The sequence below is a fragment of the Altibacter lentus genome, from assembly GCF_000746845.1.
In the GTDB taxonomy this organism is placed as follows: domain Bacteria; phylum Bacteroidota; class Bacteroidia; order Flavobacteriales; family Flavobacteriaceae; genus Altibacter; species Altibacter lentus.
In genome coordinates, this window is record NZ_KN050846.1 from 3,121,844 (window position 1) to 3,142,700 (window position 20,857).

19 protein-coding genes and 2 tRNA genes are annotated in these 20,857 nt (G+C 42.4%); 9 read left to right on the forward strand and 12 right to left on the reverse strand.

The window, feature by feature from the left end:
* Nucleotides 1-44: 44 nt before the first annotated feature.
* The gene (locus JS40_RS14565; protein ID WP_034261764.1) at nucleotides 45-956 is read right to left on the reverse strand and encodes a MerR family transcriptional regulator; all 912 of its coding nucleotides are present in this window, start codon (nucleotides 954-956) and stop codon (nucleotides 45-47) included.
* Between the two features lie 172 nt (nucleotides 957-1,128).
* Here JS40_RS14565 and JS40_RS14570 point away from each other — a divergent pair, with 172 nt between their 5' ends.
* Entirely contained in the window at nucleotides 1,129-3,669 is a 2,541-nt protein-coding gene (locus tag JS40_RS14570) for a cation-translocating P-type ATPase (protein ID WP_051957642.1), read from the forward strand.
* A gap of 63 nt (nucleotides 3,670-3,732) precedes the next feature.
* Here JS40_RS14570 and JS40_RS14575 read toward each other — a convergent pair.
* Together JS40_RS14575 and JS40_RS14580 are read right to left on the reverse strand one after the other, a co-directional pair.
* Nucleotides 3,733-3,815: transfer RNA gene (locus JS40_RS14575), tRNA-Leu, on the reverse strand.
* A gap of 80 nt (nucleotides 3,816-3,895) precedes the next feature.
* Nucleotides 3,896-3,971, reverse strand: a tRNA-Lys gene (locus JS40_RS14580).
* A gap of 136 nt (nucleotides 3,972-4,107) precedes the next feature.
* Between JS40_RS14580 and JS40_RS14585 the strand changes: the two genes are divergently transcribed.
* Nucleotides 4,108-4,629, forward strand: a complete 522-nt coding sequence (locus JS40_RS14585; RefSeq protein ID WP_034261767.1) for a shikimate kinase — start codon at nucleotides 4,108-4,110, stop codon at nucleotides 4,627-4,629.
* Here JS40_RS14585 and JS40_RS14590 read toward each other — a convergent pair.
* A complete protein-coding gene (locus tag JS40_RS14590; protein WP_034262639.1) occupies nucleotides 4,621-5,124 on the reverse strand; it encodes a phosphoribosyltransferase family protein in 504 nt (167 codons plus the stop codon). The genes JS40_RS14585 and JS40_RS14590 overlap by 9 nt on opposite strands.
* A gap of 33 nt (nucleotides 5,125-5,157) precedes the next feature.
* Nucleotides 5,158-5,538 (reverse strand): RNA-binding S4 domain-containing protein, encoded by a 381-nt coding sequence (locus JS40_RS14595; protein WP_034261770.1) that lies wholly within the window; start codon nucleotides 5,536-5,538, stop codon nucleotides 5,158-5,160.
* 79 nt (nucleotides 5,539-5,617) lie between these two features.
* On the opposite strand from JS40_RS14595, the gene JS40_RS14600 reads away from it, so the two are divergent.
* Nucleotides 5,618-6,616 (forward strand): FKBP-type peptidyl-prolyl cis-trans isomerase, encoded by a 999-nt coding sequence (locus JS40_RS14600; RefSeq protein ID WP_051957644.1) that lies wholly within the window; start codon nucleotides 5,618-5,620, stop codon nucleotides 6,614-6,616.
* A gap of 92 nt (nucleotides 6,617-6,708) precedes the next feature.
* On the opposite strand, the gene JS40_RS14605 is transcribed toward JS40_RS14600, so the two are convergent.
* Entirely contained in the window at nucleotides 6,709-7,662 is a 954-nt protein-coding gene (locus tag JS40_RS14605; protein ID WP_034261773.1) for a transketolase family protein, read from the reverse strand.
* Nucleotides 7,663-7,703: 41 nt separating this feature from the next.
* On the reverse strand, nucleotides 7,704-8,549 hold the full coding sequence (locus tag JS40_RS14610; protein WP_034261775.1) for a transketolase: 846 nt from the start codon (nucleotides 8,547-8,549) through the stop codon (nucleotides 7,704-7,706).
* Nucleotides 8,550-8,781: 232 nt separating this feature from the next.
* Here JS40_RS14610 and tgt point away from each other — a divergent pair, with 232 nt between their 5' ends.
* From tgt to JS40_RS14640, 6 genes are all read left to right on the forward strand, one after another.
* A complete protein-coding gene (gene tgt, locus JS40_RS14615) occupies nucleotides 8,782-9,912 on the forward strand; it encodes a tRNA guanosine(34) transglycosylase Tgt (protein ID WP_034261778.1) in 1,131 nt (376 codons plus the stop codon).
* A gap of 8 nt (nucleotides 9,913-9,920) precedes the next feature.
* Nucleotides 9,921-10,997, forward strand: a complete 1,077-nt coding sequence (locus JS40_RS14620) for an LptF/LptG family permease (RefSeq protein WP_034262645.1) — start codon at nucleotides 9,921-9,923, stop codon at nucleotides 10,995-10,997.
* Nucleotides 10,984-11,886 carry a DMT family transporter gene (locus JS40_RS14625; RefSeq protein WP_034261780.1) on the forward strand — a complete coding sequence of 301 codons (903 nt, stop codon included), beginning with the start codon at nucleotides 10,984-10,986 and terminating at the stop codon, nucleotides 11,884-11,886. Before JS40_RS14620 ends, JS40_RS14625 begins: the two co-directional genes overlap by 14 nt.
* Nucleotides 11,887-11,940: 54 nt before the next feature.
* On the forward strand, nucleotides 11,941-12,894 hold the full coding sequence (locus JS40_RS14630; protein WP_034261783.1) for an acetyl-CoA carboxylase carboxyltransferase subunit alpha: 954 nt from the start codon (nucleotides 11,941-11,943) through the stop codon (nucleotides 12,892-12,894).
* 167 nt (nucleotides 12,895-13,061) lie between these two features.
* Nucleotides 13,062-14,618 carry a replicative DNA helicase gene (gene dnaB / locus JS40_RS14635; RefSeq protein ID WP_034261786.1) on the forward strand — a complete coding sequence of 519 codons (1,557 nt, stop codon included), beginning with the start codon at nucleotides 13,062-13,064 and terminating at the stop codon, nucleotides 14,616-14,618.
* 111 nt (nucleotides 14,619-14,729) lie between these two features.
* Nucleotides 14,730-15,989, forward strand: coding sequence for a hypothetical protein (locus tag JS40_RS14640; RefSeq protein ID WP_034261789.1), 1,260 nt, complete (start codon nucleotides 14,730-14,732; stop codon nucleotides 15,987-15,989).
* On the opposite strand, the gene JS40_RS14975 is transcribed toward JS40_RS14640, so the two are convergent.
* The 5 genes from JS40_RS14975 to thrS all read right to left on the reverse strand — a co-directional run bounded on the left by JS40_RS14975 (nucleotide 15,986) and on the right by thrS (nucleotide 20,302).
* On the reverse strand, nucleotides 15,986-16,936 hold the full coding sequence (locus JS40_RS14975; RefSeq protein ID WP_084677521.1) for an OmpA family protein: 951 nt from the start codon (nucleotides 16,934-16,936) through the stop codon (nucleotides 15,986-15,988). The genes JS40_RS14640 and JS40_RS14975 overlap by 4 nt on opposite strands.
* Nucleotides 16,937-17,066: 130 nt before the next feature.
* Entirely contained in the window at nucleotides 17,067-17,411 is a 345-nt protein-coding gene (rplT, locus tag JS40_RS14655; protein ID WP_034261793.1) for a 50S ribosomal protein L20, read from the reverse strand.
* A gap of 117 nt (nucleotides 17,412-17,528) precedes the next feature.
* A complete protein-coding gene (gene rpmI / locus JS40_RS14660; RefSeq protein WP_034261796.1) occupies nucleotides 17,529-17,726 on the reverse strand; it encodes a 50S ribosomal protein L35 in 198 nt (65 codons plus the stop codon).
* 56 nt (nucleotides 17,727-17,782) lie between these two features.
* A complete protein-coding gene (gene infC / locus JS40_RS14665) occupies nucleotides 17,783-18,295 on the reverse strand; it encodes a translation initiation factor IF-3 (protein ID WP_262482559.1) in 513 nt (170 codons plus the stop codon).
* 60 nt (nucleotides 18,296-18,355) lie between these two features.
* A complete protein-coding gene (thrS, locus tag JS40_RS14670; protein WP_034261801.1) occupies nucleotides 18,356-20,302 on the reverse strand; it encodes a threonine--tRNA ligase in 1,947 nt (648 codons plus the stop codon).
* Between the last annotated feature and the right edge of the window lie 555 nt (nucleotides 20,303-20,857).

The following is a 20,857-nucleotide window of genomic DNA, read 5'->3' on the forward strand; positions in this document are numbered from 1 at the left end:
AAAATAGGTAATATTTAAACAGAAGTGTCTTCTCCGGACTAATTTTATGATTTTTTTAGTGTTTCCAATCGGGAACGTAATTGTTCCACAGAGGCGATCTTGGTGACCGATTTTGGTAATTGTTTGGGATCAAGTGCGTGAGTCTGGGATCCCATGATCCAAAGGGAGCAATTGGCAGAAGAACAAACCGATGATTGGAATTCTTGAAAGTATTCCGGCAAGGTGGATCGTTCGGGTTGTACCGTAAAGTACGAGATAAAGGTGATGGTAGGGTGGTGTTTCAGCACATGGAATAAGCTATCCAAAGGAATGTTAGCACCTAGATAGATCGATTTAAAACCGGAAGCTATAAGTTCGTAGTTCACATAGAGCAATCCAATTTCATGTATTTCCTCGTAAGGAAGATAAAGCGCAAAGATCGGGTCGTGTTTCTTTTCAAAGTTCTGTTGCGCCCGCTCAATGTTTAAAATCACTTTCTGCTTAATAAGCTCAGAGATAAAGCGCTCGTGTGCTGGATCGATCGTACCCGTTTGCCACAGCATTCCAATGTCGGTAAGTAGTGGGATAAAGACCTCAAAGAATAGACTTCTAAAATCATGGGTTTCCAACAATTGATCGTAGGTAGCGTTGAACAACGCATAATCGAAATCGAACATGGAAGTTTTCAGTGCCTTGATCGCAAATTCTTCTTGATCGAGGGCGGCCTCCTTTTGTACCAGCGCCAACAGTTCTTCTTCTGAAAGTTTTGCGATCTTCGATATTTTATACCCCTTATCGTATAAGAACGTGACATTAAGAAGCTTCTTTAGATTTTCAAGCTGATATGTCCTAATATTGGTATCGGTGCGGTCGGGGTCCAGAAGATTGTAGCGCTTTTCCCAGATCCGGATCGTGTGTGCTTTAACGCTGCTTAGATTTTCAAGATCCTTGATGCTGAATTCTGTTTTAACTGTCATGCTTCAGTTGTAGTATAAGGTGAAAGTACTAAAAAGATATGGAACACGAAGTTAAATTGTTTAATTTTTCAGAATAAGTAATGAACAGAAGTTCCATGAGCGATATCATAGGGCGCCATGCTGTTCGTTGCTATATTTGATCGTGAGAGACGTGTGAAGTTCTTTTTAAAATATGGCTATAGAACATCTAAATATACAAGGCCTTTCAGAAGCAGAAGTACAACGATCCCGGGAGAAATACGGTAGGAATCAGCTAGAAGGGAAAAAGGGCAATCCCCTCCTAAAAATGGTGTGGAGTTTACTCAAAGAACCCATGGTGGTGCTCCTTTTGGTAACCGCTACTATCTACTTCGTAACGGGCAATACAGGGGATGGTATCTTCCTGGCGGCGGCTATTATACTGGTGGCTGCCATCTCTCTTTTTCAGGATTCCAGGAGTCGCAATGCGATTGAAAGTTTAAAAAAGATCGTACAGCCGCAATGTCGAGTGATTCGGGAAGGAAAGGTAGTTGAAATCTCCAGTGAGGATGTTGTTATTGGAGATGCGTGCATTATGGAAGAAGGAGGGACGATCGTCGCCGATGGAATCATTGTTCATTCAAACGATTTTTCGGTGGACGAATCGGTTCTGACGGGGGAGTCATTTGCTGTATTTAAAGATGAAAACCCGCAGCATAATAAAGTGTACAAAGGCACACAAGTTTCAGGAGGCCTGGCGGTTGCGCTCATAACCGCGGTAGGGAATGCTACAATGTTGGGAGACATTGGCAAGAGCATTGAGGCGTTGACCTTAGAGAAGAGTCCGTTAGAACTACAGATAAATAATTTTGTACAGAAGATGGTCGTCCTGGGAACCCTTGTCTTTATAATCGTATGGGGGATTAATTATAGCAACACGCAGAACATCTTGGACAGCCTGCTAAAAGCACTCACTTTGGCAATGAGCATCTTGCCGGAAGAGATCCCTGTGGCTTTTACAACATTTATGGCTATGGGTGCCTGGCGGCTTATGAAAGAGGGCGTGATCGTAAAACAAATGAAAACTGTTGAGTCACTGGGAAGCGCCACCGTTATATGTGTTGATAAAACGGGTACGCTTACTCAAAATGAGATGCGTCTCGATAAGCTTTATTCCATCGAATCGGGTCGTGTGGGTTCAATTACAGAGGAAGTTACTGCGGACGAAATGGACCTTATCACCATAGCCATGTGGGCCAGTGAACCCATTCCTTTCGATCCTATGGAACGGTCCCTGCATGCAGTATATGCTGAAAGAACTTCAAAAGATGAACGTGAGCACTATCGCATGATACATGAATATCCCTTAGCAGGAAAGCCCCCCATGATGACCCATATCTTTGAAAACACAAAAGGAGAACAGATCATTGCAGCCAAAGGCGCTCCTGAAGCTTTGTTGGCTGTTTCAACATTACACGAAGAAGCGAAGAAAGAAGTGATGCAACAAGTAGCACAATTTGCATTACAGGGATACCGTGTGTTGGGGGTGGGTGAGAGTTTCTTTATGGGACCTAATTGGCCAGTACATCAACAGGATTTTTCGTTTCAATTTAGAGGCTTGGTGGCATTTTACGATCCGCCCAAAGAACACATTCGCGAGGTTTTTGAAGCTTTCTATGCGTCGGGTATCGATGTAAAGATCATTACCGGAGATATCGCAGAAACGACCATTGCCATTGCCAAACAAACCGGATTTAAAGGTTTTGAAAAACACATTTCTGGAGATCAATTGATGCACATGCAGGAGGAAGAACTGTCCAAAGTCCTTTCTAGAACAATGCTATTTACACGTATGTTTCCTGAGGCAAAACTCAAGATCATCAATACTTTAAAATTAAATGGCGAAATAGTCGCAATGACCGGGGATGGTGTAAATGACGGACCGGCATTGAAGGCTGCCCATATTGGAATTGCCATGGGGAAAAAAGGTACCGAAATAGCGAAAGAGGCTGCTTCACTGGTACTTTTAAAAGACGATCTTTCCAAAATGGTGACAGCGGTGGGGATGGGTAGGAAGATCTATACGAATTTGAAAAAGGCGATACAATATATTATTTCTATTCACATCCCTATTATTCTTACCGTATTGCTCCCGTTGGCATTGGGATGGATGTATCCCAATATATTTTCTCCCGTACATGTGATCCTTTTAGAATTGATCATGGGACCCACTTGTTCCATTGTGTACGAGAATGAACCTATGGAAGAAGATACGATGCAGCGGGATCCCCGCCCGTATTCAGCTACTTTCTTTAACTGGAAGGAATTAATTACCAGTGTGATACAGGGGCTTGTAATTACAATCGGAACATTATTGGCCTATCAAATTGCGGTAAGATCCGGTGCTTCCGAAGCGATCACCAGAACCATGGTATTCACTACATTAATTACAGCAAACATTTTTCTCACGTTTGTAAATCGTTCATTTTACTATTCCGTCTTTACAACCTTTAAGTATAAAAATCGACTGGTTCCATGGATCATCGGGTTAACGGTAACTATTGCACTATTGCTTTTATTGGTCCCACCCTTTGCTTCATTTTTTGAGTTCGAACGGCTAACAACGAGTCAAATAATCCTGTGTCTGGTCATTGGTTTGGCATCTGTGATCTGGTATGAGGTCATAAAATGGTGGAAACGTCGTCGAGGAGAGGGACGGCAAAAAAAAGAGCTTTCGCAACTGCCTGTATCGTAAGATGAATTTCAATAACATCACCGTATGGTAATAAAAAAAGCCATCCTCAAAGATGGCTTTTTGTACCCGGGATGGGACTTGAACCCACACGTAACGAGTACACACGGCCCTCAACCGTGCCTGTCTACCAATTCCAGCACCCGGGTGGATGCATACACTGCACAATACATATAAAGTAGCCTGCGCAGCGGTAAAAAAAAAGTTAAACCGAGGGGTTTAACTTTTTTGGTGACCTGGCTGGGGCTCGAACCCAGGACCACCTCCTTAAAAGGGAGGTGCTCTACCAACTGAGCTACCAGGTCTTCCTTTATATGCCTCCCTCTCGGTAGGCGGGTGCAAATATACTATCATTAAATTTATTTTTCAAAGCTATTTTAAATTAAATTTGAGAAATAATTAGAATCGCCTGAACCTTCAGTAATTAAAGAGAAGAGCATCATGATAATCGTACTTATTGGCTACATGGGAAGCGGAAAATCGACCGTAGGAAAACGTCTTGCCACAACCCTGAACACTAATTTTATCGATCTGGATACGGCCATTGAGGAAAAGGAGGGAAGTTATGTAAGTGAATTGTTCCGGAGCAAAGGCGAGATCTACTTCCGAAGAAAGGAGAACGAAGTACTTAAAAACTTGATAGAAGATGCCGAAATTGGTGTGATAGCCACCGGCGGCGGCACGCCCTGTTACGGAGATACCATGGCCTGGTTGCTAAAACGCCAGGATGTGACGACCGTTTATTTAAAAACTTCCTTGGAGGTGCTTACAAGTCGATTAGATTCTGAACGCGAGTCACGACCGCTCATTGCACACCTTCAGGATTCGGCGGTCTTAAAAGATTTTATTAGGAAACACCTATTCGAACGTTCCTTTTATTATAATCAGGCGTCCTTTGTGGTGGATACTTCAGAAAAAAATACAGCTGCCGTCGTCGAGGAGATCGTCTCCAAACTATTCTAGGATGGCTCTGTCGTTGTTTTTTTCGAAAACAACCGAAACATTTTCATTGAGAGAGGTCGATAAAGAGATCCCTTTAAAATCTGCTTTTACCGGGAATTTCTTATGATTTCGATCCACGAGTACAGCAGTCTTGAACTGTTTCAAGGGAACTTCCAAAAAATGCTTTACTCCGTAGATTAATGTGGTCCCGGAATGCAGCACGTCGTCTACTAATAATAAGGATTTGTTGGTATAGTCTGAAGGGTCCAAGCTTGTGCGTATAGGGTTCGTGGGTTTCTTTTTGTCAATAAACACCTCGCAAAGGGTCACTTTTAGCGGTGAAACCGATTCGACTGCCTTCTTTAGTTTTTTGGCAAATTCAAAACCGTTGTTTCGTATCCCGGCAATGATCACTTCTTTTTCTTCTACATTGGTCTCGTAGACCTGATAGGCAATACGTTTAATTTTATGTGCGATCTGTTTTTTGTCAAGAATGATCGTATTGGAATGTTCCATGCCCATTGTTTTTGTCAAAGATAGTAAATAGTGTTAGGAGTCCAATTGCTCCGAATCTGTAAAATCGTCCAGATCCCTTCGATCTTTTTTCGTGGGACGGCCTACGCCTTTTTTACGGTAATAATCCTTGGCATATTTTAGAAGCTCTTGACTTTCAAAAGCTTCTTTAGGTGTGGTGTCTTTTCGATACATATCCACCAATTTAGCGCCCAGTCTACTTTCCGGGAGATCAAGTACTTCCAATTGATAATTGATCTGATCTTTACGAAGGGTGATTGTATCGCCGGGATATACCTCCCGAGAGGGCTTCACAATATCATCATTCACGCGAACACTGCCTTTTTTACAGGCATTCGTGGCAATGCTTCGGGATTTGAAATACCGTATACACCACAAATATTTATCAACTCTCATACAAATACCCTTAATTCTCCGTTAATCATTAGAGCAAAAATAACTGAAAATTGTATCTTGCGCCCTCAAAAATGATAGAATGAAAAAAGCTTTTTTAGTAATACCTTTTCTTGTGTTTACATTACTCATCGTATCTGCATGCAAGAATGATGATGGTGATGATAATATAACACCACCTAGAGATCGCGGTGAGGAGTCCCTTGTGGCACTTACCGATATTGAATCCTTTCTCGAAACCCATTTTTACAATTACGAAGAGTTTGAGAATCCTCCCATTGGCTTCGATTACGTGATAAAATTCGATAGCCTTGTTGGTGATAACGCCAATAAGACCCCTTTAATAGAACAAGTAGAGTTTAAAACGGTAAAAGACCGTATTGATACCGATGTTTCGTATAAACTCTATTATTTGAATGTACGTCAGGGCGGCGGTGAAAAAGTGGAGTTTTCAGACATTGTGACTTTAGAGTTCGAAGGGAGAAAACTGGACTTAACCCTGTTCGATTCTGCCAATGCACCTATACGATTTGATCTAACATCAATATTGAATGGCTTGCAGGACGGTTTGATCGAGTTCAACACGGCCGAAGGTGAACCTATTATTAATAGTGACGGTACTGTAGATTTTCAGAATTTTGGAGTAGGCGCAGTTTTTGTTCCTTCAGGACTTGGGTATTTTAACAACCCTCCTGGTAGTATCATTGCACTCTACGATCAATTGATCTTTTCATTTAAAGTATATGAAGCCCAATACGGGGATCAAGACGAAGACGGCATCCCGACACCTTTTGAAGACCTTAATAACAACGGATGGGAAGAAGACGACGATACCGATAACGACGGAGTGCCAAATTATGGCGATACCGACGATGAGAACGATGGTCGCTTAACAAAGAATGAGATTACCGTTAATACATACACCATTAATGAAGGAGACGAGGAGCCTGTTCTGGAACCCCTTGAAGTGGAAGTAAATCGGGAGATCAATAGTGCTACCGGCCAAGTGATTATTACCGCCATTGTTTTTCATGATCAGGATGGTGACGGAACCCCGGACTATCTGGATCCGGACAATTAATAAAAAAAAGTAGCCATTAAAAAAGCCTCGCATTGCGAGGCTTTTTTTTTGATTTGGTTTCTCCTATCACGTGACAGGCGCAAAAAAAGATATTACTTGCGTGCAATCACTTTTAGTGCCGCTTTCACGATTGCTTCGGCATTTAAACCATATTTATCCATTAGCTCTTCGGGTGTTCCTGATTCGCCAAAGGTATCTTTTGTAGCGACAAATTCTTGTGGAGTTGGGGTACTTTCGGCTAAAACTCTGGCCACACTCTCACCAAGTCCGCCCAAGAAGTTGTGCTCTTCGGCAGTAACAATGCAGCCTGTTTTTTTAACGCTGTTAAGTATCGCTTTATTGTCCAGGGGTTTAATGGTATGTATATTGATCACTTCGGCAGATATGCCTTGTTCGTATAAGGTCTCTGCTGCCTGCAACGCTTCCCATACCAAATGTCCCGTCGCCACCAAAGTGACATCGGCCCCTTCTTGAAGGTGAACAGCTTCACCTATTTTAAAGGATTGATCGGGAGCCGTGAAATTGGCTACTTTAGGTCTTCCGAAACGTAAATATACCGGCCCTTTATGGTCGGCTATGGCCAAGGTTGCCGCTTTGGTCTGGTTGTAATCACAGGTGTTGATCACTGTCATTCCCGGCAACATTTTCATTAATCCTATATCTTCTAGTATTTGATGGGTCGCTCCATCCTCTCCTAAGGTCACTCCTGCATGTGAGGCGCAGATCTTCACATTCTTTCCGGAATACGCAATACTCTGTCGTATTTGATCGTATACACGTCCGGTAGAAAAATTAGCGAAAGTACCGGTAAACGGTATTTTACCTCCTATGGTCAATCCTGCGGCGATCCCCATCATATTGGCTTCTGCGATACCCACCTGAAAAAAACGTTCGGGATGGTTCTCTTTAAAGGCATCCATTTTTAAAGATCCTGTAAGATCGGCACATAAGGCCACCACATTTTCATGTGTTTTCCCCAATGCCGTGAGTCCGTCACCAAACCCAGATCGGGTGTCTTTTTTACCGCTGTCTGTATATTTTTTCATAACTATTGCCCGATGGAACGGGTGATCTTTTAAATTCGAAATTAGTAATCGCCTAAGGTTTCCGGGTTTTGACCCAAGGCCACCTCTAGTTGATCGTCATTGGGAGCCTTTCCATGCCAATCATGTGTATGCATCATGAAATCGACCCCGTTACCCATTATTGTATGCAAAAGCACACATACAGGTTTTTTTCTACCTGTCTTATCTTTCGCAAGTTTCATCCCTTCAACAACGGCTTCGAGATCATTTCCTTGTTCGATCTCCAGAACTTCCCAGCCAAACGCTTCAAATTTTGCCTTTAGGTTACCAAGGGGCAGAACATTTTTGGTTGCTCCGTCAATTTGCTGACCGTTGAGGTCAATGGTAACAATGAGGTTATCTACAGCATTGGCGGCGGCATACATGATTGCTTCCCAGTTCTGACCTTCTTGTAACTCACCGTCACCACACAACGTGTAAATTAGATGTTGATCCTTGTTTAGTTTTTTTGCTTCAGCAGCACCAATGGAGACAGAGATTCCTTGTCCTAATGAACCTGATGCAACACGAATTCCAGGAAGCCCTTCATGAGTTGTTGGATGTCCTTGAAGTCTTGAATTCAGTAAGCGAAAGGTATTTAATTCTTCTACCGGAAAGTAGCCCGATCGTGCTAATACGCTATAGAATACTGGTGAGATATGGCCATTGGATAGAAAGAACAGGTCTTCTCCGGTTCCATCCATATCAAATCCTTCTTTGCGTTCCATGAGTACCTGGTATAAAGCGACAAAGAACTCGGTGCAACCTAAGGAACCTCCCGGATGACCCGAATTCACCTTATGTACCTGTCGCAGAATGTCTCTGCGTACCTGAACCACTAAATCATTAAGATAGTTAAAATCTGGCATGTTGATCGTATCAAATTAAGTCTCAAAAGTACGGGTTTCAGTAGGGGCTTACAAGGTGAAAAGAGAGCAGTTATTAACGATTTGATATTTTTAGTTAACAAGTGTAACGCGGGTATTCGCTTCGGAAAGATTTTTCTTTTTGATCCAGCGGGGATTCTGAAAAATTCTTCAGTTGCTTCGTAAGTTTATCCTGCGATAGATAGTATCTTTGCCCTTTCAGAAAAAATAAGGCATGCAATTTAAAATAGAGGGTCAAGATACACACAGTCAAGCACGGGCAGGAACCATCACCTTAGATCATGGTGCCGTAGAAACTCCCATCTTTATGCCTGTGGGTACGGTGGGAACGGTGAAAGGCGTGCATCAAAGAGAATTGACTCAAGAGATCAACCCCGATATAATTCTGGGCAATACCTACCATTTGTATTTGCGGCCACAGATCGATATACTGGAAAAAGCCGGCGGAATCCATAAGTTTATGAACTGGGACCGGAGCATCCTAACCGACAGCGGGGGGTATCAAGTATATTCGCTTTCGGCAAACCGGAAGATCAAAGAGGAAGGGGTAAAGTTCAAATCCCATATAGACGGAAGCTACCACGTCTTCACACCGGAAAATGTGATGGAAATTCAACGGAGCATAGGTGCCGATATCATTATGGCTTTTGACGAGTGTACTCCGTATCCTTGTGACTATAATTACGCCAAACGGTCCATGCACATGACGCACCGTTGGCTGGAAAGATGCCTTAAACATTTAGAGAAAACACCTCTTAAATACGATTACGAACAAACCTTCTTCCCCATCGTTCAAGGAAGCACTTATAAGGATCTTAGAAAACAATCTGCAGAGTATATAGCTTCGGTAGGAGCAAAAGGAAATGCTATTGGTGGACTTTCAGTAGGCGAACCGGCCGAAGAGATGTACGAAATGACCGCTGTGGTCACCGAAATACTACCACAAGATAAACCGCGTTATCTTATGGGCGTGGGCACACCTATTAACATATTAGAGAACATTGCTTTGGGTATTGATATGTTCGACTGTGTCATGCCTACAAGAAACGGTCGAAACGGGATGCTTTTTACGGCGCACGGGACCATAAATATTAAGAATAAAAAATGGGAAGCCGATTTCTCTCCAATCGACGAGATGGATATTACCTGGGTAGACACAGCCTACAGTAAAGCTTATGTGCGTCACTTGTTTACCGTGAACGAAATGCTTGGTAGACAGATCGCCACCATCCATAATCTGGGCTTTTACCTCTGGTTGGTTCGTGAGGCGAGAAAACATATCTTAGCCGGAGATTTCACCTCTTGGAAAAACAAAATGGTGGCTCAAATGGATAAACGCCTGTAACTAGTATGCTGAGTATTCTCGATCGATACATATTGCGAAAATACCTGGGAACCTTCGTGCTCCTGTTACTGCTTTTTATCCCCATTGGCATTACCGTTAATCTTGCAGAGAAAATAGATAAGATACTGGCCAATGAAGTTCCTTTTATTGAGGTGGCGAAGTATTACTTGGATTTTACCGTATACTTTGCAAACCTACTCTTTCCGCTGTTCCTTTTCTTATCGGTTATTTGGTTTACATCAAAGTTGGCAAACAATACCGAGGTCATTGCATTTTTAAGTAGCGGGGTGTCTTATTATCGATTTCTTCGACCCTATATGATTGGTGCTACGATCGTATGTATAGGCGCCTTGATCATGGGAATGTATCTGGCCCCTATGGCAAGTAAGGGTTTTAATGAGTTTACGTTTCAGTATTTAAAGAACAACAAGAAAGACCGACAGCAAAATAACGTATACCGGCAGATCAATGACAATGATTACATCTATGTAAGCTATTTTAATGTTAAAGAAATGTCCGGTAACAATTTTACACTGGAACATTTCGAAGGTAATAAAATGACCTATAAATTGGCCGCCAGTCGTATTAAATACAACGAGAAGGATAGTACCTATACCTTGTATAATTATACCAAAAGAACCATAGGTGAGAACGAGGATATACTTCAAAGCGAAGTGAAACTCGACACCACGTTCTCTTTTGAACTGGAAGACCTTACGCCTGTGGAGTACATAGCCGAAACACTTAATTTTACAGAACTTAACGATTTTATCGCAAGAGAAAAGGAGCGGGGGTCCAGTTATATAAATAGATATGAGGTGGTTCGATATAAACGCTGGAGCCTACCGGTCTCGGCCTATATCTTAACAATCATCGCAGTTGCGGTATCTTCCATGAAACGCCGTGGTGGTATGGGAGTGAATCTTGCCATCGGGATAAGTATTGGAATGGTCTTTATCTTTTTCGATAAGATATTTGGCACCATGGCAGAGCAGAGTAGTTTCTCACCCTTTATTGCAACATGGTTTCCCAATATTCTATTTGGTATTTTAGCCATTTATCTGCTTAAAAATGCGAAACGATAAACTTCTCAATTACCTGCACCTTCATTTCATTGTTTTTATTTGGGGGTTTACGGCAGTGTTGGGAGCCTTGATATCTATTGATGCCATTCCACTGGTGTGGTATAGGATGTTGCTGGCAGCTGCCTTGATCTATATCTATGTGCGTTGGAAAAAAATCGATCTTCGTTTTACATATCGCACCCTGGCCGGATTCTTTCTAGCAGGATTGATCATAGCGCTTCATTGGCTGGCTTTTTTTGGCGCCATAAAAGTTTCTAATGTTTCAGTGACATTGGCGATCATGTCAACAGGGGCGTTCTTCACTTCACTTCTCGAACCTTTGTTGTACCGACGAAAGATTATTGGGTATGAGGTATTCTTCGGAATGTTAGTGGTCGTGGGGCTTTATGTGATCTTCAATGTGGAAGGAGATTATTTTTGGGGGATTGTTCTTGCCTTAAGCTCGGCTTTTCTGGGGGCTCTGTTTTCGGTAATCAATGGAAAGTATGCCTTACAATATAGTGCCACGGCTATCTCTTTTTATGAATTACTCTTCGGAATGCTTTGTATTTCGGTCTACCTTGTCTTTAGCGGAAGCTTCAACGTTTCCTTTTTTCAGTTGTCTTCCAGTGATTGGATGTATCTTTTTATTCTGGCTTCAGCATGTACTGCGTATGCATTTATCGCCTCAGTGCATGTAATGAGATGGATTAGTCCTTACACAGTGATGCTAACCATAAATATGGAACCGGTCTACGGAATCATTCTGGCGCTTCTTATCTTAGGAGATCGAGAGAATATGAGCCCACAGTTCTATTACGGCGCTGCTATAATTATCTTGACAGTCGTGGCGAATGGAATCATTAAAATGAAATTGGAAAGAAAAAAAAGACGATTGGGTGCTGACTAAAAACAAAATTTTATCTTTGTAAGCTAAGCCAAACAATACTTCAAGGAGTGATCTATGGAATATCTTGATTTTGAATTACCTATTAAAGAACTGCAGGAGCAATACGACAAAGCTTGCCAGATTGGAGAAGACAGCGATGTTGATGTTACCAATACCTGTAAACAGATAGAAAAAAAATTGAACGAAACCAAGAAGGAGATCTATAAGAATCTCACGCCTTGGCAACGTGTTCAGCTTTCCCGTCATCCCAACCGTCCCTATACCATGGATTACATCAAAGCGATCTGTGGGGATTCTTTCCTGGAATTGCATGGTGACCGAAATTTCAAAGACGATAAAGCCATGGTGGGCGGACTGGGAAAAATTGGAGACCAAAGCTATATGTTCGTTGGTCAACAAAAAGGGTATAATACAAAAACCAGACAATTCCGAAATTTTGGAATGGCAAACCCCGAAGGCTATCGCAAGGCATTACGTCTAATGAAATCTGCCGAAAAATTTGGGGTGCCCGTAGTTACCCTAATTGATACTCCGGGTGCTTTTCCCGGATTAGAGGCAGAAGAACGCGGACAGGGAGAAGCGATCGCTCGAAATATTTTGGAGATGACACGTCTTAAAGTGCCTATTATTGTAGTGATCATTGGGGAAGGTGCCAGTGGAGGGGCCTTAGGGATTGGCGTAGGAGATCGGGTACTTATGTTAGAGAATACATGGTATTCTGTGATATCTCCCGAAAGCTGTTCGTCCATTCTTTGGCGAAGCTGGGAGTTTAAAGAACAAGCCGCTGAAGCGCTTAAATTAACCGCCAGTGATATGAAAAAACAAAACCTAATTGACCTGATCGTGAAAGAACCTGTGGGAGGCGCCCATAGTGATAAGGAAAAGACCTACACTACCGTGGCCAACGCCATCGAAAAGGTATATTTGGAATTAAAAGACTTATCACCAAAAGAATTGGTCAATACCCGAATGGAAAAATATTCTAAAATGGGTGAGTTCAAATCCTAATTTCAATCATACCAAACCCTTTCAAAATTCCGACGCGAAAGCTTCGGTTTTTTTTGTACCTTATTAACAATAAATCAAAGTTTTCAACAGTTAAATTGTTAACGACCGGTGAACATCGTTCTTTAAAAAAGTCGTTCCGCTCTTAACATTTTCTTTACATTCGCTCAATGGAAAAACTGAAACCTCACACTTCATTTTCGGCCCGACCGTCACAGGTAATTTCGCTTGAAAAAGGAAAATTGCCTCCGCAAGCTACTGATTTAGAGGAGGTTGTGTTAGGAGCAATGATGATCGACAAGAAAGGAGTTGATGAGGTGATCGATATTCTTCACTCCGAAGTATTCTACAAAGAGTCCCACCAGCATATCTTCGAAGCGATTCATACTTTGTTCGAGAATAGTGAACCCGTGGACTTATTAACCGTTTCCAGTCAACTGAAGAAGGATCAAAAGCTGGAAGCTTCGGGAGGAGAGTTTTACTTGGTACAACTTACCCAAAAAGTGTCATCTTCTGCACACATTGAGTTTCATGCGCGTATCATTCTTCAGAAATACATACAGCGAAGTTTAATAAAAATATCGAATGAGATCATTGAGGACTCATACGATGAAACTACCGATGTGTTTGACCTACTGGACAATGCCGAGTCAAAATTATACGAAATTACGCAAGGGAATATAAAACGTTCTTCCGAAACAGCTCAAAGCTTGGTGATCCAGGCAAAGAAACGAATTGAGGAGATCGCCAACAAAGAAGGTCTCTCGGGCATCCCGTCGGGATTCACAAAAGTAGATAAGCTTACATCCGGTTGGCAACCCAGTGACCTTGTCATTATAGCTGCCCGTCCGGGTATGGGTAAGACGGCCCTAACGCTATCCATGGCACGAAATATTGCTGTGGAACACAACATTCCGGTAGCATTCTTCTCGCTGGAGATGTCTTCGGTGCAATTGATCACACGTTTGATCTCTTCTGAAACGGGTCTCAGTTCAGAAAAACTACGTACCGGAAACCTCGAAAAACACGAGTGGGAACAATTAAATGTGAAGGTAAAGGGTTTGGAAAAAGCCCCGCTCTTTATTGATGATACACCTTCGTTGTCCATATTCGACCTGCGTGCAAAGGCACGCCGATTGTCATCTCAACATGGAATCAAATTGATCATGATCGATTACCTGCAATTAATGACTGCAGGAGGCAGCCAAAAAGGAGGGAACAGAGAACAGGAAATTTCTACTATTTCCCGAAACCTGAAAGCATTGGCCAAAGAACTTAATGTTCCGGTCATCGCCCTCTCGCAGCTAAGTCGGGCTGTGGAGACCCGAGGGGGTAGCAAACGTCCGTTGTTATCCGACCTTCGTGAGTCGGGAGCGATCGAGCAGGATGCAGATATTGTTTCATTTATCTATAGACCGGAGTATTACAAGATCGATGAGTGGGATGATGAAGAACGCACGCCTACAGCCGGACAGGCCGAATTTATTGTAGCCAAGCACCGTAACGGTGGACTGGACGAGATCAAACTTAAATTTGTGGGACATTTGGGGCGTTTCGAAAATCTGGAAACCTTCGACTTCCCCACAGAGATCCATTCCCGTATGAACGATGCTGCAAATGATGATACGTTTAAGACAAGTCATCTGCCCTCTCCGGGAGAAGCATTCGGTAGTTCTATGAACGATGATCTCTCACCGGCCGATGGGGACGACGATGTGCCATTCTAAGGTCACATTTCTAAAATAATCCGTTAAGAATACTCTTTTTGGCTTAAATTTTGACGTTATAGAATTCCTGCCGGGGCAGGAATCTCTTTTTTAAATAGCTATATTTATAAAATGAAAAAAATCATATCCCTTCTTTTTCTGTTCGTATTCACCTGGCAGGCGTATGCTTCCTATATTTTGATACCCATGGATGCCGAATCCCAGAAAGAGCATTTAAAAGCCTACGGAATTGTCTATTGGTCTCTGGAACGACAGGTAAAATCAAAATGGTTGCTCAATTATCGCGGCGGATCCTTCCTTTTGCCTGATTCCGAAGAAATAAAAAAAGAATGTCAGATTCGAGGCGTTTCCTTTGAAGTGATCTCCGATGCAGCTACCGAACAGATACTATCAGAAATTAGCAGTCCGTCACAAAATATGGAAGCGGTCTCACTCGAAAAGGCTCCCAGGATCGCGGTCTACTCACCTAAAGGTAACCAACCTTGGGATGACGCGGTTACCATGGTGCTAACCTATGCTGAAATTCCATACGACATCATTTACGATGAAGAGGTCATGGGTGATCAATTACTGCTTTACGACTGGCTGCACCTACACCACGAAGATTTCACGGGTCAATACGGAAAGTTTTATCGCGCCTATCGTGCTGCTCCTTGGTATATTGAAGATAAGGAACGCGCCGAAGCACTTGCTTCTAAAATGGGCTATACAAAAGTTTCCGAAGCAAAAAGAGATGTGGCTTTAAAGATCAGGGATTATGTGATAGGTGGCGGTTTTATGTTTGCCATGTGCAGTGCGACCGACAGTTTTGATATTGCATTGGCGGCAGAAGGTGTCGATATTTGCGAACCCATGTTCGACGGGGATCCCAGCGAACCCGGCTATCAAAGTAAGATCGACTATAGCCGTACCTTCGCTTTTACCGATTTTATTTTGGAACGCAGCCCAATGGTCTATGAGTTCTCATCTATTGATATGACCAATAAACGCAGTATCGCAAAGGAGACCGATTATTTCTCTTTGATGGATTACAGTGCTAAATGGGATCCTATTCCTTGTATGTTGGTCCAAAACCATACATCTTTGGTAAAAGGATTTATGGGACAGACAACTTCCTACGACAGCGATCAGATAAAAGCGAATGTGTTGATTATGGGGCAGAACAAATCTAATAATGAAGCGCGTTATATCCACGGAATAAAAGGGAAAGGATTCTTCACGTTTTACGGAGGACATGACCCGGAAGATTATCAGCATAGAGTAGGGGATGCTAAAACCGAATTGGCCTTGCACCCGAATTCACCCGGATACCGACTTATATTGAACAATGTGTTGTTCCCGGCTGCCAAGAAGAAGAAACAAAAGACCTAATCCCCCTGAGGTAGGGCGTCATAGTAATCTTTGGGAGGCAAGACAGTGATTTCTACACGTCTGTTCCGCTGTTTGTTCTCCGGAGTATCATTGTCTGCCTTGGGTTGAGATTCCCCCATAGCGCGGATCTCATAATCGTACAATGCTTCAAACCCGAGCAATGCTCGTAGCTGATCGACCACTGAATAACATCTATTTTCCGAAAGTGTCATGTTTGACGCATCCGTACCATCGCTATCAGTATGGCCTTCCACAACGATAGTTGCCTTGTCCACTTGTTTAATGAGTTGTGTAAGAGTGTCGAGCGTTTGTTGTGCGCTGGGCTTCAGTTTGAATTCGGCCACATCGAAGAGAACATCGGCATTGATAGAAAGTTTTATAACGCTGTTGATGGCACCTACGGCATCGATATCGGCCCCGGCGCTTTTACTTTTACAAAGGTCCTGTAGATCGGTGATACGCATATAGTAGAAAACAGTTTCGGTCTCGATATTTTCGTCGCTGAGATCGATAATAGATTTTCCGCCGGCAATGGTACCCGCATAGAGCCATTCATTACCATCTACAGAGATCTCGATCTTGGCCGACTCTTTCGATGGTCCTACTTCGAAGATGTAGAGGTCGTTTCCCGGAAGGTTCATAAAGCCATTATCGGTGAATGCCAGAGTTATACTTCCCTTACAGCCTAATGAAAGGAATTTTGCCGAGTGATAGTTTTTGTAGTTAGGTTCGTGAAGTGATTGTTGTGGATCGGCATACTTTTCGAGGGGCGGAGGATCCCCCATAGTAAAACTAACAATACTATCGGCGAAAGAGATCTTTCCTAACGGCAAATAGATTGAAGAATAACGATCGATGCGATACGATTTACCGGTCCCTTTTTGTGCAAGTAGCATAGGTCCTAAAAACAGTAACCCACAGAAAAGAACAAAGGTTCGTAAATCCATTCGAAGATTTTTACTAAGATACGGAAACTTTGTTAGTGAGAAGGCAAAAGGAAAATAAGGGGAACGACGGAACAATAAAAAACCCGCTCGGAAAGAGCGGGTTTGGGCGAAATAATAATGTTAGATTATCTTATTTTACTTTGTTTACGATCGCTTCAAAAGCTTCCGGATGGTTCATCGCTAAATCGGCTAGAACCTTACGGTTCAATTCGATGTCATTAGCTTTGAGTTTCCCCATAAACTGAGAATAAGACATGCCATGCTGGCGTGCTCCCGCATTGATACGGGTGATCCATAAGGATCTAAAATTTCTCTTTTTTGCGCGACGGTCTCTGTATGAGTACGACATTGCTTTTTCAACAGCGTTCTTAGCAACGGTCCATACATTTTTACGTCTTCCAAAGTATCCTTTGGCTTGCTTCATTACCTTTTTTCTTCTGGCTCTTGAAGCAACTGAATTTACTGATCTTGGCATAATTTAATTGTTTTTTGTAGCAGGCGACACCTAAACGTGTACTTTATTTACATAGACGTTATGTCTTTTTTGTAGCCCAACTCCAGGGTTATTAATTTGTGTTAACCGGTTAAACGATTACTTCAAACGAAGCATTTGTTTAACATTACTCTCATCGGCCTCATGCACCAAAGTATCATGAGTCAATGCAAGCTTACGTTTTTTAGACTTCTTTGTTAAGATGTGGCTTTTAAACGCATGCTTTCTTTTGATCTTACCTGTACCTGTAAGCTTAAAACGCTTCTTAGCACTGGATTTTGTTTTTTGTTTCGGCATGTTTTCTTCTTTTAGTATTACTTCGCTTTATCGTTGTCCTCCTCTCTGAGGAAGTATTATTTCTTTTTTGGGGTAATGAACATGATCATCCGTTTCCCTTCTAATTTTGGCATTTGTTCTACCTTTCCATAGTCTTCAAGCTCTTGAGCTAACTTAAGCAGAAGGATCTCACCTTGATCTTTATAAATAATAGAACGCCCTTTAAAGAACACGTAGGCTTTCAATTTGGCGCCATCCTTTAAAAATTTCTCGGCGTGCTTTTTCTTGAATTCATAATCGTGATCATCGGTATTCGGTCCAAACCGAATCTCTTTAATGGTGACCTTGGTCGCCTTGGCTTTCATCGCCTTCTCTCGCTTCTTCTGCTCGTAGACGAATTTTTTATAATCCATAACCTTACAAACCGGAGGGTTTGCATTAGGAGAAATTTCTACCAGGTCCAATTCCTGCTCTTCGGCAATCTCTTGCGCTTTCTTTAAAGGATATACTCCTATCTCTACGTTGTCTCCAACGAGACGCACTTCTTCGGCACGGATTTTTCGGTTGATCCTGTGTTGATCTTCTTTAATGACCCTTGCCGGGCCCCTGCTTCTTTTTCTTCGTATTGCTATGACTATAAATTATTATGGTTACACATTGAATTCTACGATATTTTTTTGAATTTCGGTGTTAATTAATTCCGAAAATTCAGAAATGGTCATCGTGCCCAAGTCTCCATGGCTATGTTTCCTCACAGAAACTGTACCATCTTTTTCTTCCTGCTCACCTACGATCAACATGTATGGAAGCTTTTTCATTTCAGCTTCCCGTATTTTCTTGCCAATCGTTTCGTTCCTATTATCTACAAGGGCGCGAATTTCGTCATTTTCAAGCAAATTTAAAACTTTTTGAGCGTATTTTTCATATTTTTCGCTTAACGACAAGATTGCAACCTGTTCCGGCATGAGCCATAATGGGAAATTACCTCCAGTATGCTCCAGTAATATTGCAATAAATCGCTCCATACTTCCAAAAGGAGCACGGTGAATCATGATGGGTCGGTGCATTTCATTGTCACTGCCCTTATATTCCAACTCAAAGCGTTCCGGTAGGTTGTAATCCACCTGTATTGTTCCTAATTGCCACTGTCTGCCCAGTGCATCTTTCACCATGAAATCCAGTTTAGGACCATAGAATGCCGCTTCTCCTTCCACAACAACGTAATTCAATCCCTTGTCTTTGGCAGCACTTAAAATAGCAGCTTCCGCCTTTTCCCAGTTCTCAACATTGCCTATATATTTTTCCGGCGTATTGGGGTCGCGCAGTGAAACCTGTGCGGTAAAATTCTCAAAACCTAAGGATCCGAACACATACAGCACCAGATCGATCACATCTTTAAACTCCTTATCCAATTGGTCGGGCGTGCAGAAAAGGTGTGCATCATCCTGTGTAAAACCACGTACGCGGGTTAAACCGTGTAATTCACCACTTTGTTCATAGCGATAGACCGTTCCAAATTCTGCATATCGTTTGGGGAGATCTTTATACGACCAGGGGCCGCTCTTATAGATCTCGCAGTGGTGCGGACAGTTCATGGGTTTCAACAGGAATTCTTCATCCTCCTTAGGGGTATGGATGGGCTGAAAACTGTCGGCCCCGTATTTTGCATAGTGTCCGGAGGTAACATACAATTCTTTCTGACCGATATGTGGGGTGACCACCATTTCATAACCGGCTTTTTTCTGTGCTTTTTTAAGGAAGTTCTCCAGGCGCTCACGCAAGGCTGCTCCTTTAGGTAGCCAAAGCGGTAATCCCTGACCCACTTTTTGGGAGAAAGTGAATAATTCCAATTCTTTCCCAAGCTTACGGTGGTCACGTTTCTTTGCTTCTTCCAGAAGCTCTAAATATTCAGTGAGGTCTTTTTGCTTCGGAAAACTAATTCCATAGATACGCGTTAGTTGCGTGTTGTTCTCATCACCGCGCCAATAGGCACCTGCAATGCTCATGAGCTTCACCGCTTTTACAATCCCGGTATTGGGAATATGTCCCCCGCGACACAGATCGGTGAACGTGTCGTGATCACAAAAAGTGATACTGCCGTCCTCTAACGCTTCGATCAGTTCAACCTTATATTCGTTCCCTTGCTCTTTATAATAGGAAAGCGCTTCAGCCTTGGAGGCTTCTCTTATAGAGAATTCATGTTTACCTCTAGCGATCTCAAGCATCTTAGCTTCAATAGTAGGCAAGTCCTTTTCAGAAACCGTTTCAGCACCAAAATCCACATCATAGTAGAATCCGTTTTCAATCGCCGGACCAATGGTCAACTTTACGCCGGGATATAATTCTTCCAAAGCCTGTGCAAGAATGTGCGCAGAAGAGTGCCAAAAAGCTTTTTTTCCGCTGTCATCATTCCAGGTGTACAATACCAGGGAGCCATCCTTGTGCAGCGGCGTGCTTGTTTCCACGGTTGAACCGTTATAAGAGGCAGAAATCACATTGCGCGCCAGGCCTTCACTTATGCTCTTGGCAACATCCATGGGAGTACTGCCGGCTTCAAATTGTTTTACACTTCCATCTGGTAAGGTAATATCGATCATACATTACATTTTAAATAGGATGCCCAAAGGCAGGGGCAAAGATACTACGAGTTTCTGCCTTATACAATAGGATCCCAAGAGATAATTAAACAAGTCTTAGAAATTGAAGAATTTGGGCGCTCCCTTTTTAGAGCTAAAAAGGGCAGGCTTTCGCGGCTCGCTTTTCACAAAACCTTGTTTAGTGAAAGAGCTCAAACAGCCGCTCAATCCTTAGCGCAAAAAATAGTGTATATATATAGGTATAATCTGGATTAAAAAATAATTTTACGCTAAGTTCAATGCATTCAAAGCCTTATCATTTTGTAGTAAAAATATCTCAAAAAAATATGGATTTAAGTTTGCACAGGATAAAAAGCACACTATCTTTGCACCCGCTTTGAAGAACAAATAGTTGTTATAAAAAGCAGCAAATACAACGGTCTAAATTTTTTTGAAATTATTTTTTAAAAAGTATTGCAGGTTTAAAAAACTGTTGTACATTTGCACCCGCTAAAACAATGAGTGACTATAAAAACACGATTTGGATTGAGCGAAGGAAATAAAAAAGTTCATTGG

What these genes read in the sequence shown, in the direction of transcription:
- JS40_RS14565 (WP_034261764.1), bottom strand. Translation starts at nt 956, where the DNA reads ATGACAGTTAAAACAGAATTCAGCATCAAGGATCTTGAAAATCTAAGC.
- JS40_RS14570 (WP_051957642.1), top strand. Translation starts at nt 1,129, where the DNA reads ATGGCTATAGAACATCTAAATATACAAGGCCTTTCAGAAGCAGAAGTA.
- JS40_RS14585 (WP_034261767.1), top strand. Translation starts at nt 4,108, where the DNA reads ATGATAATCGTACTTATTGGCTACATGGGAAGCGGAAAATCGACCGTA.
- JS40_RS14590 (WP_034262639.1), bottom strand. Translation starts at nt 5,124, where the DNA reads ATGGAACATTCCAATACGATCATTCTTGACAAAAAACAGATCGCACAT.
- JS40_RS14595 (WP_034261770.1), bottom strand. Translation starts at nt 5,538, where the DNA reads ATGAGAGTTGATAAATATTTGTGGTGTATACGGTATTTCAAATCCCGA.
- JS40_RS14600 (WP_051957644.1), top strand. Translation starts at nt 5,618, where the DNA reads ATGAAAAAAGCTTTTTTAGTAATACCTTTTCTTGTGTTTACATTACTC.
- JS40_RS14605 (WP_034261773.1), bottom strand. Translation starts at nt 7,662, where the DNA reads ATGAAAAAATATACAGACAGCGGTAAAAAAGACACCCGATCTGGGTTT.
- JS40_RS14610 (WP_034261775.1), bottom strand. Translation starts at nt 8,549, where the DNA reads ATGCCAGATTTTAACTATCTTAATGATTTAGTGGTTCAGGTACGCAGA.
- tgt (WP_034261778.1), top strand. Translation starts at nt 8,782, where the DNA reads ATGCAATTTAAAATAGAGGGTCAAGATACACACAGTCAAGCACGGGCA.
- JS40_RS14625 (WP_034261780.1), top strand. Translation starts at nt 10,984, where the DNA reads ATGCGAAACGATAAACTTCTCAATTACCTGCACCTTCATTTCATTGTT.
- JS40_RS14630 (WP_034261783.1), top strand. Translation starts at nt 11,941, where the DNA reads ATGGAATATCTTGATTTTGAATTACCTATTAAAGAACTGCAGGAGCAA.
- dnaB (WP_034261786.1), top strand. Translation starts at nt 13,062, where the DNA reads ATGGAAAAACTGAAACCTCACACTTCATTTTCGGCCCGACCGTCACAG.
- JS40_RS14640 (WP_034261789.1), top strand. Translation starts at nt 14,730, where the DNA reads ATGAAAAAAATCATATCCCTTCTTTTTCTGTTCGTATTCACCTGGCAG.
- JS40_RS14975 (WP_084677521.1), bottom strand. Translation starts at nt 16,936, where the DNA reads ATGGATTTACGAACCTTTGTTCTTTTCTGTGGGTTACTGTTTTTAGGA.
- rplT (WP_034261793.1), bottom strand. Translation starts at nt 17,411, where the DNA reads ATGCCAAGATCAGTAAATTCAGTTGCTTCAAGAGCCAGAAGAAAAAAG.
- rpmI (WP_034261796.1), bottom strand. Translation starts at nt 17,726, where the DNA reads ATGCCGAAACAAAAAACAAAATCCAGTGCTAAGAAGCGTTTTAAGCTT.
- thrS (WP_034261801.1), bottom strand. Translation starts at nt 20,302, where the DNA reads ATGATCGATATTACCTTACCAGATGGAAGTGTAAAACAATTTGAAGCC.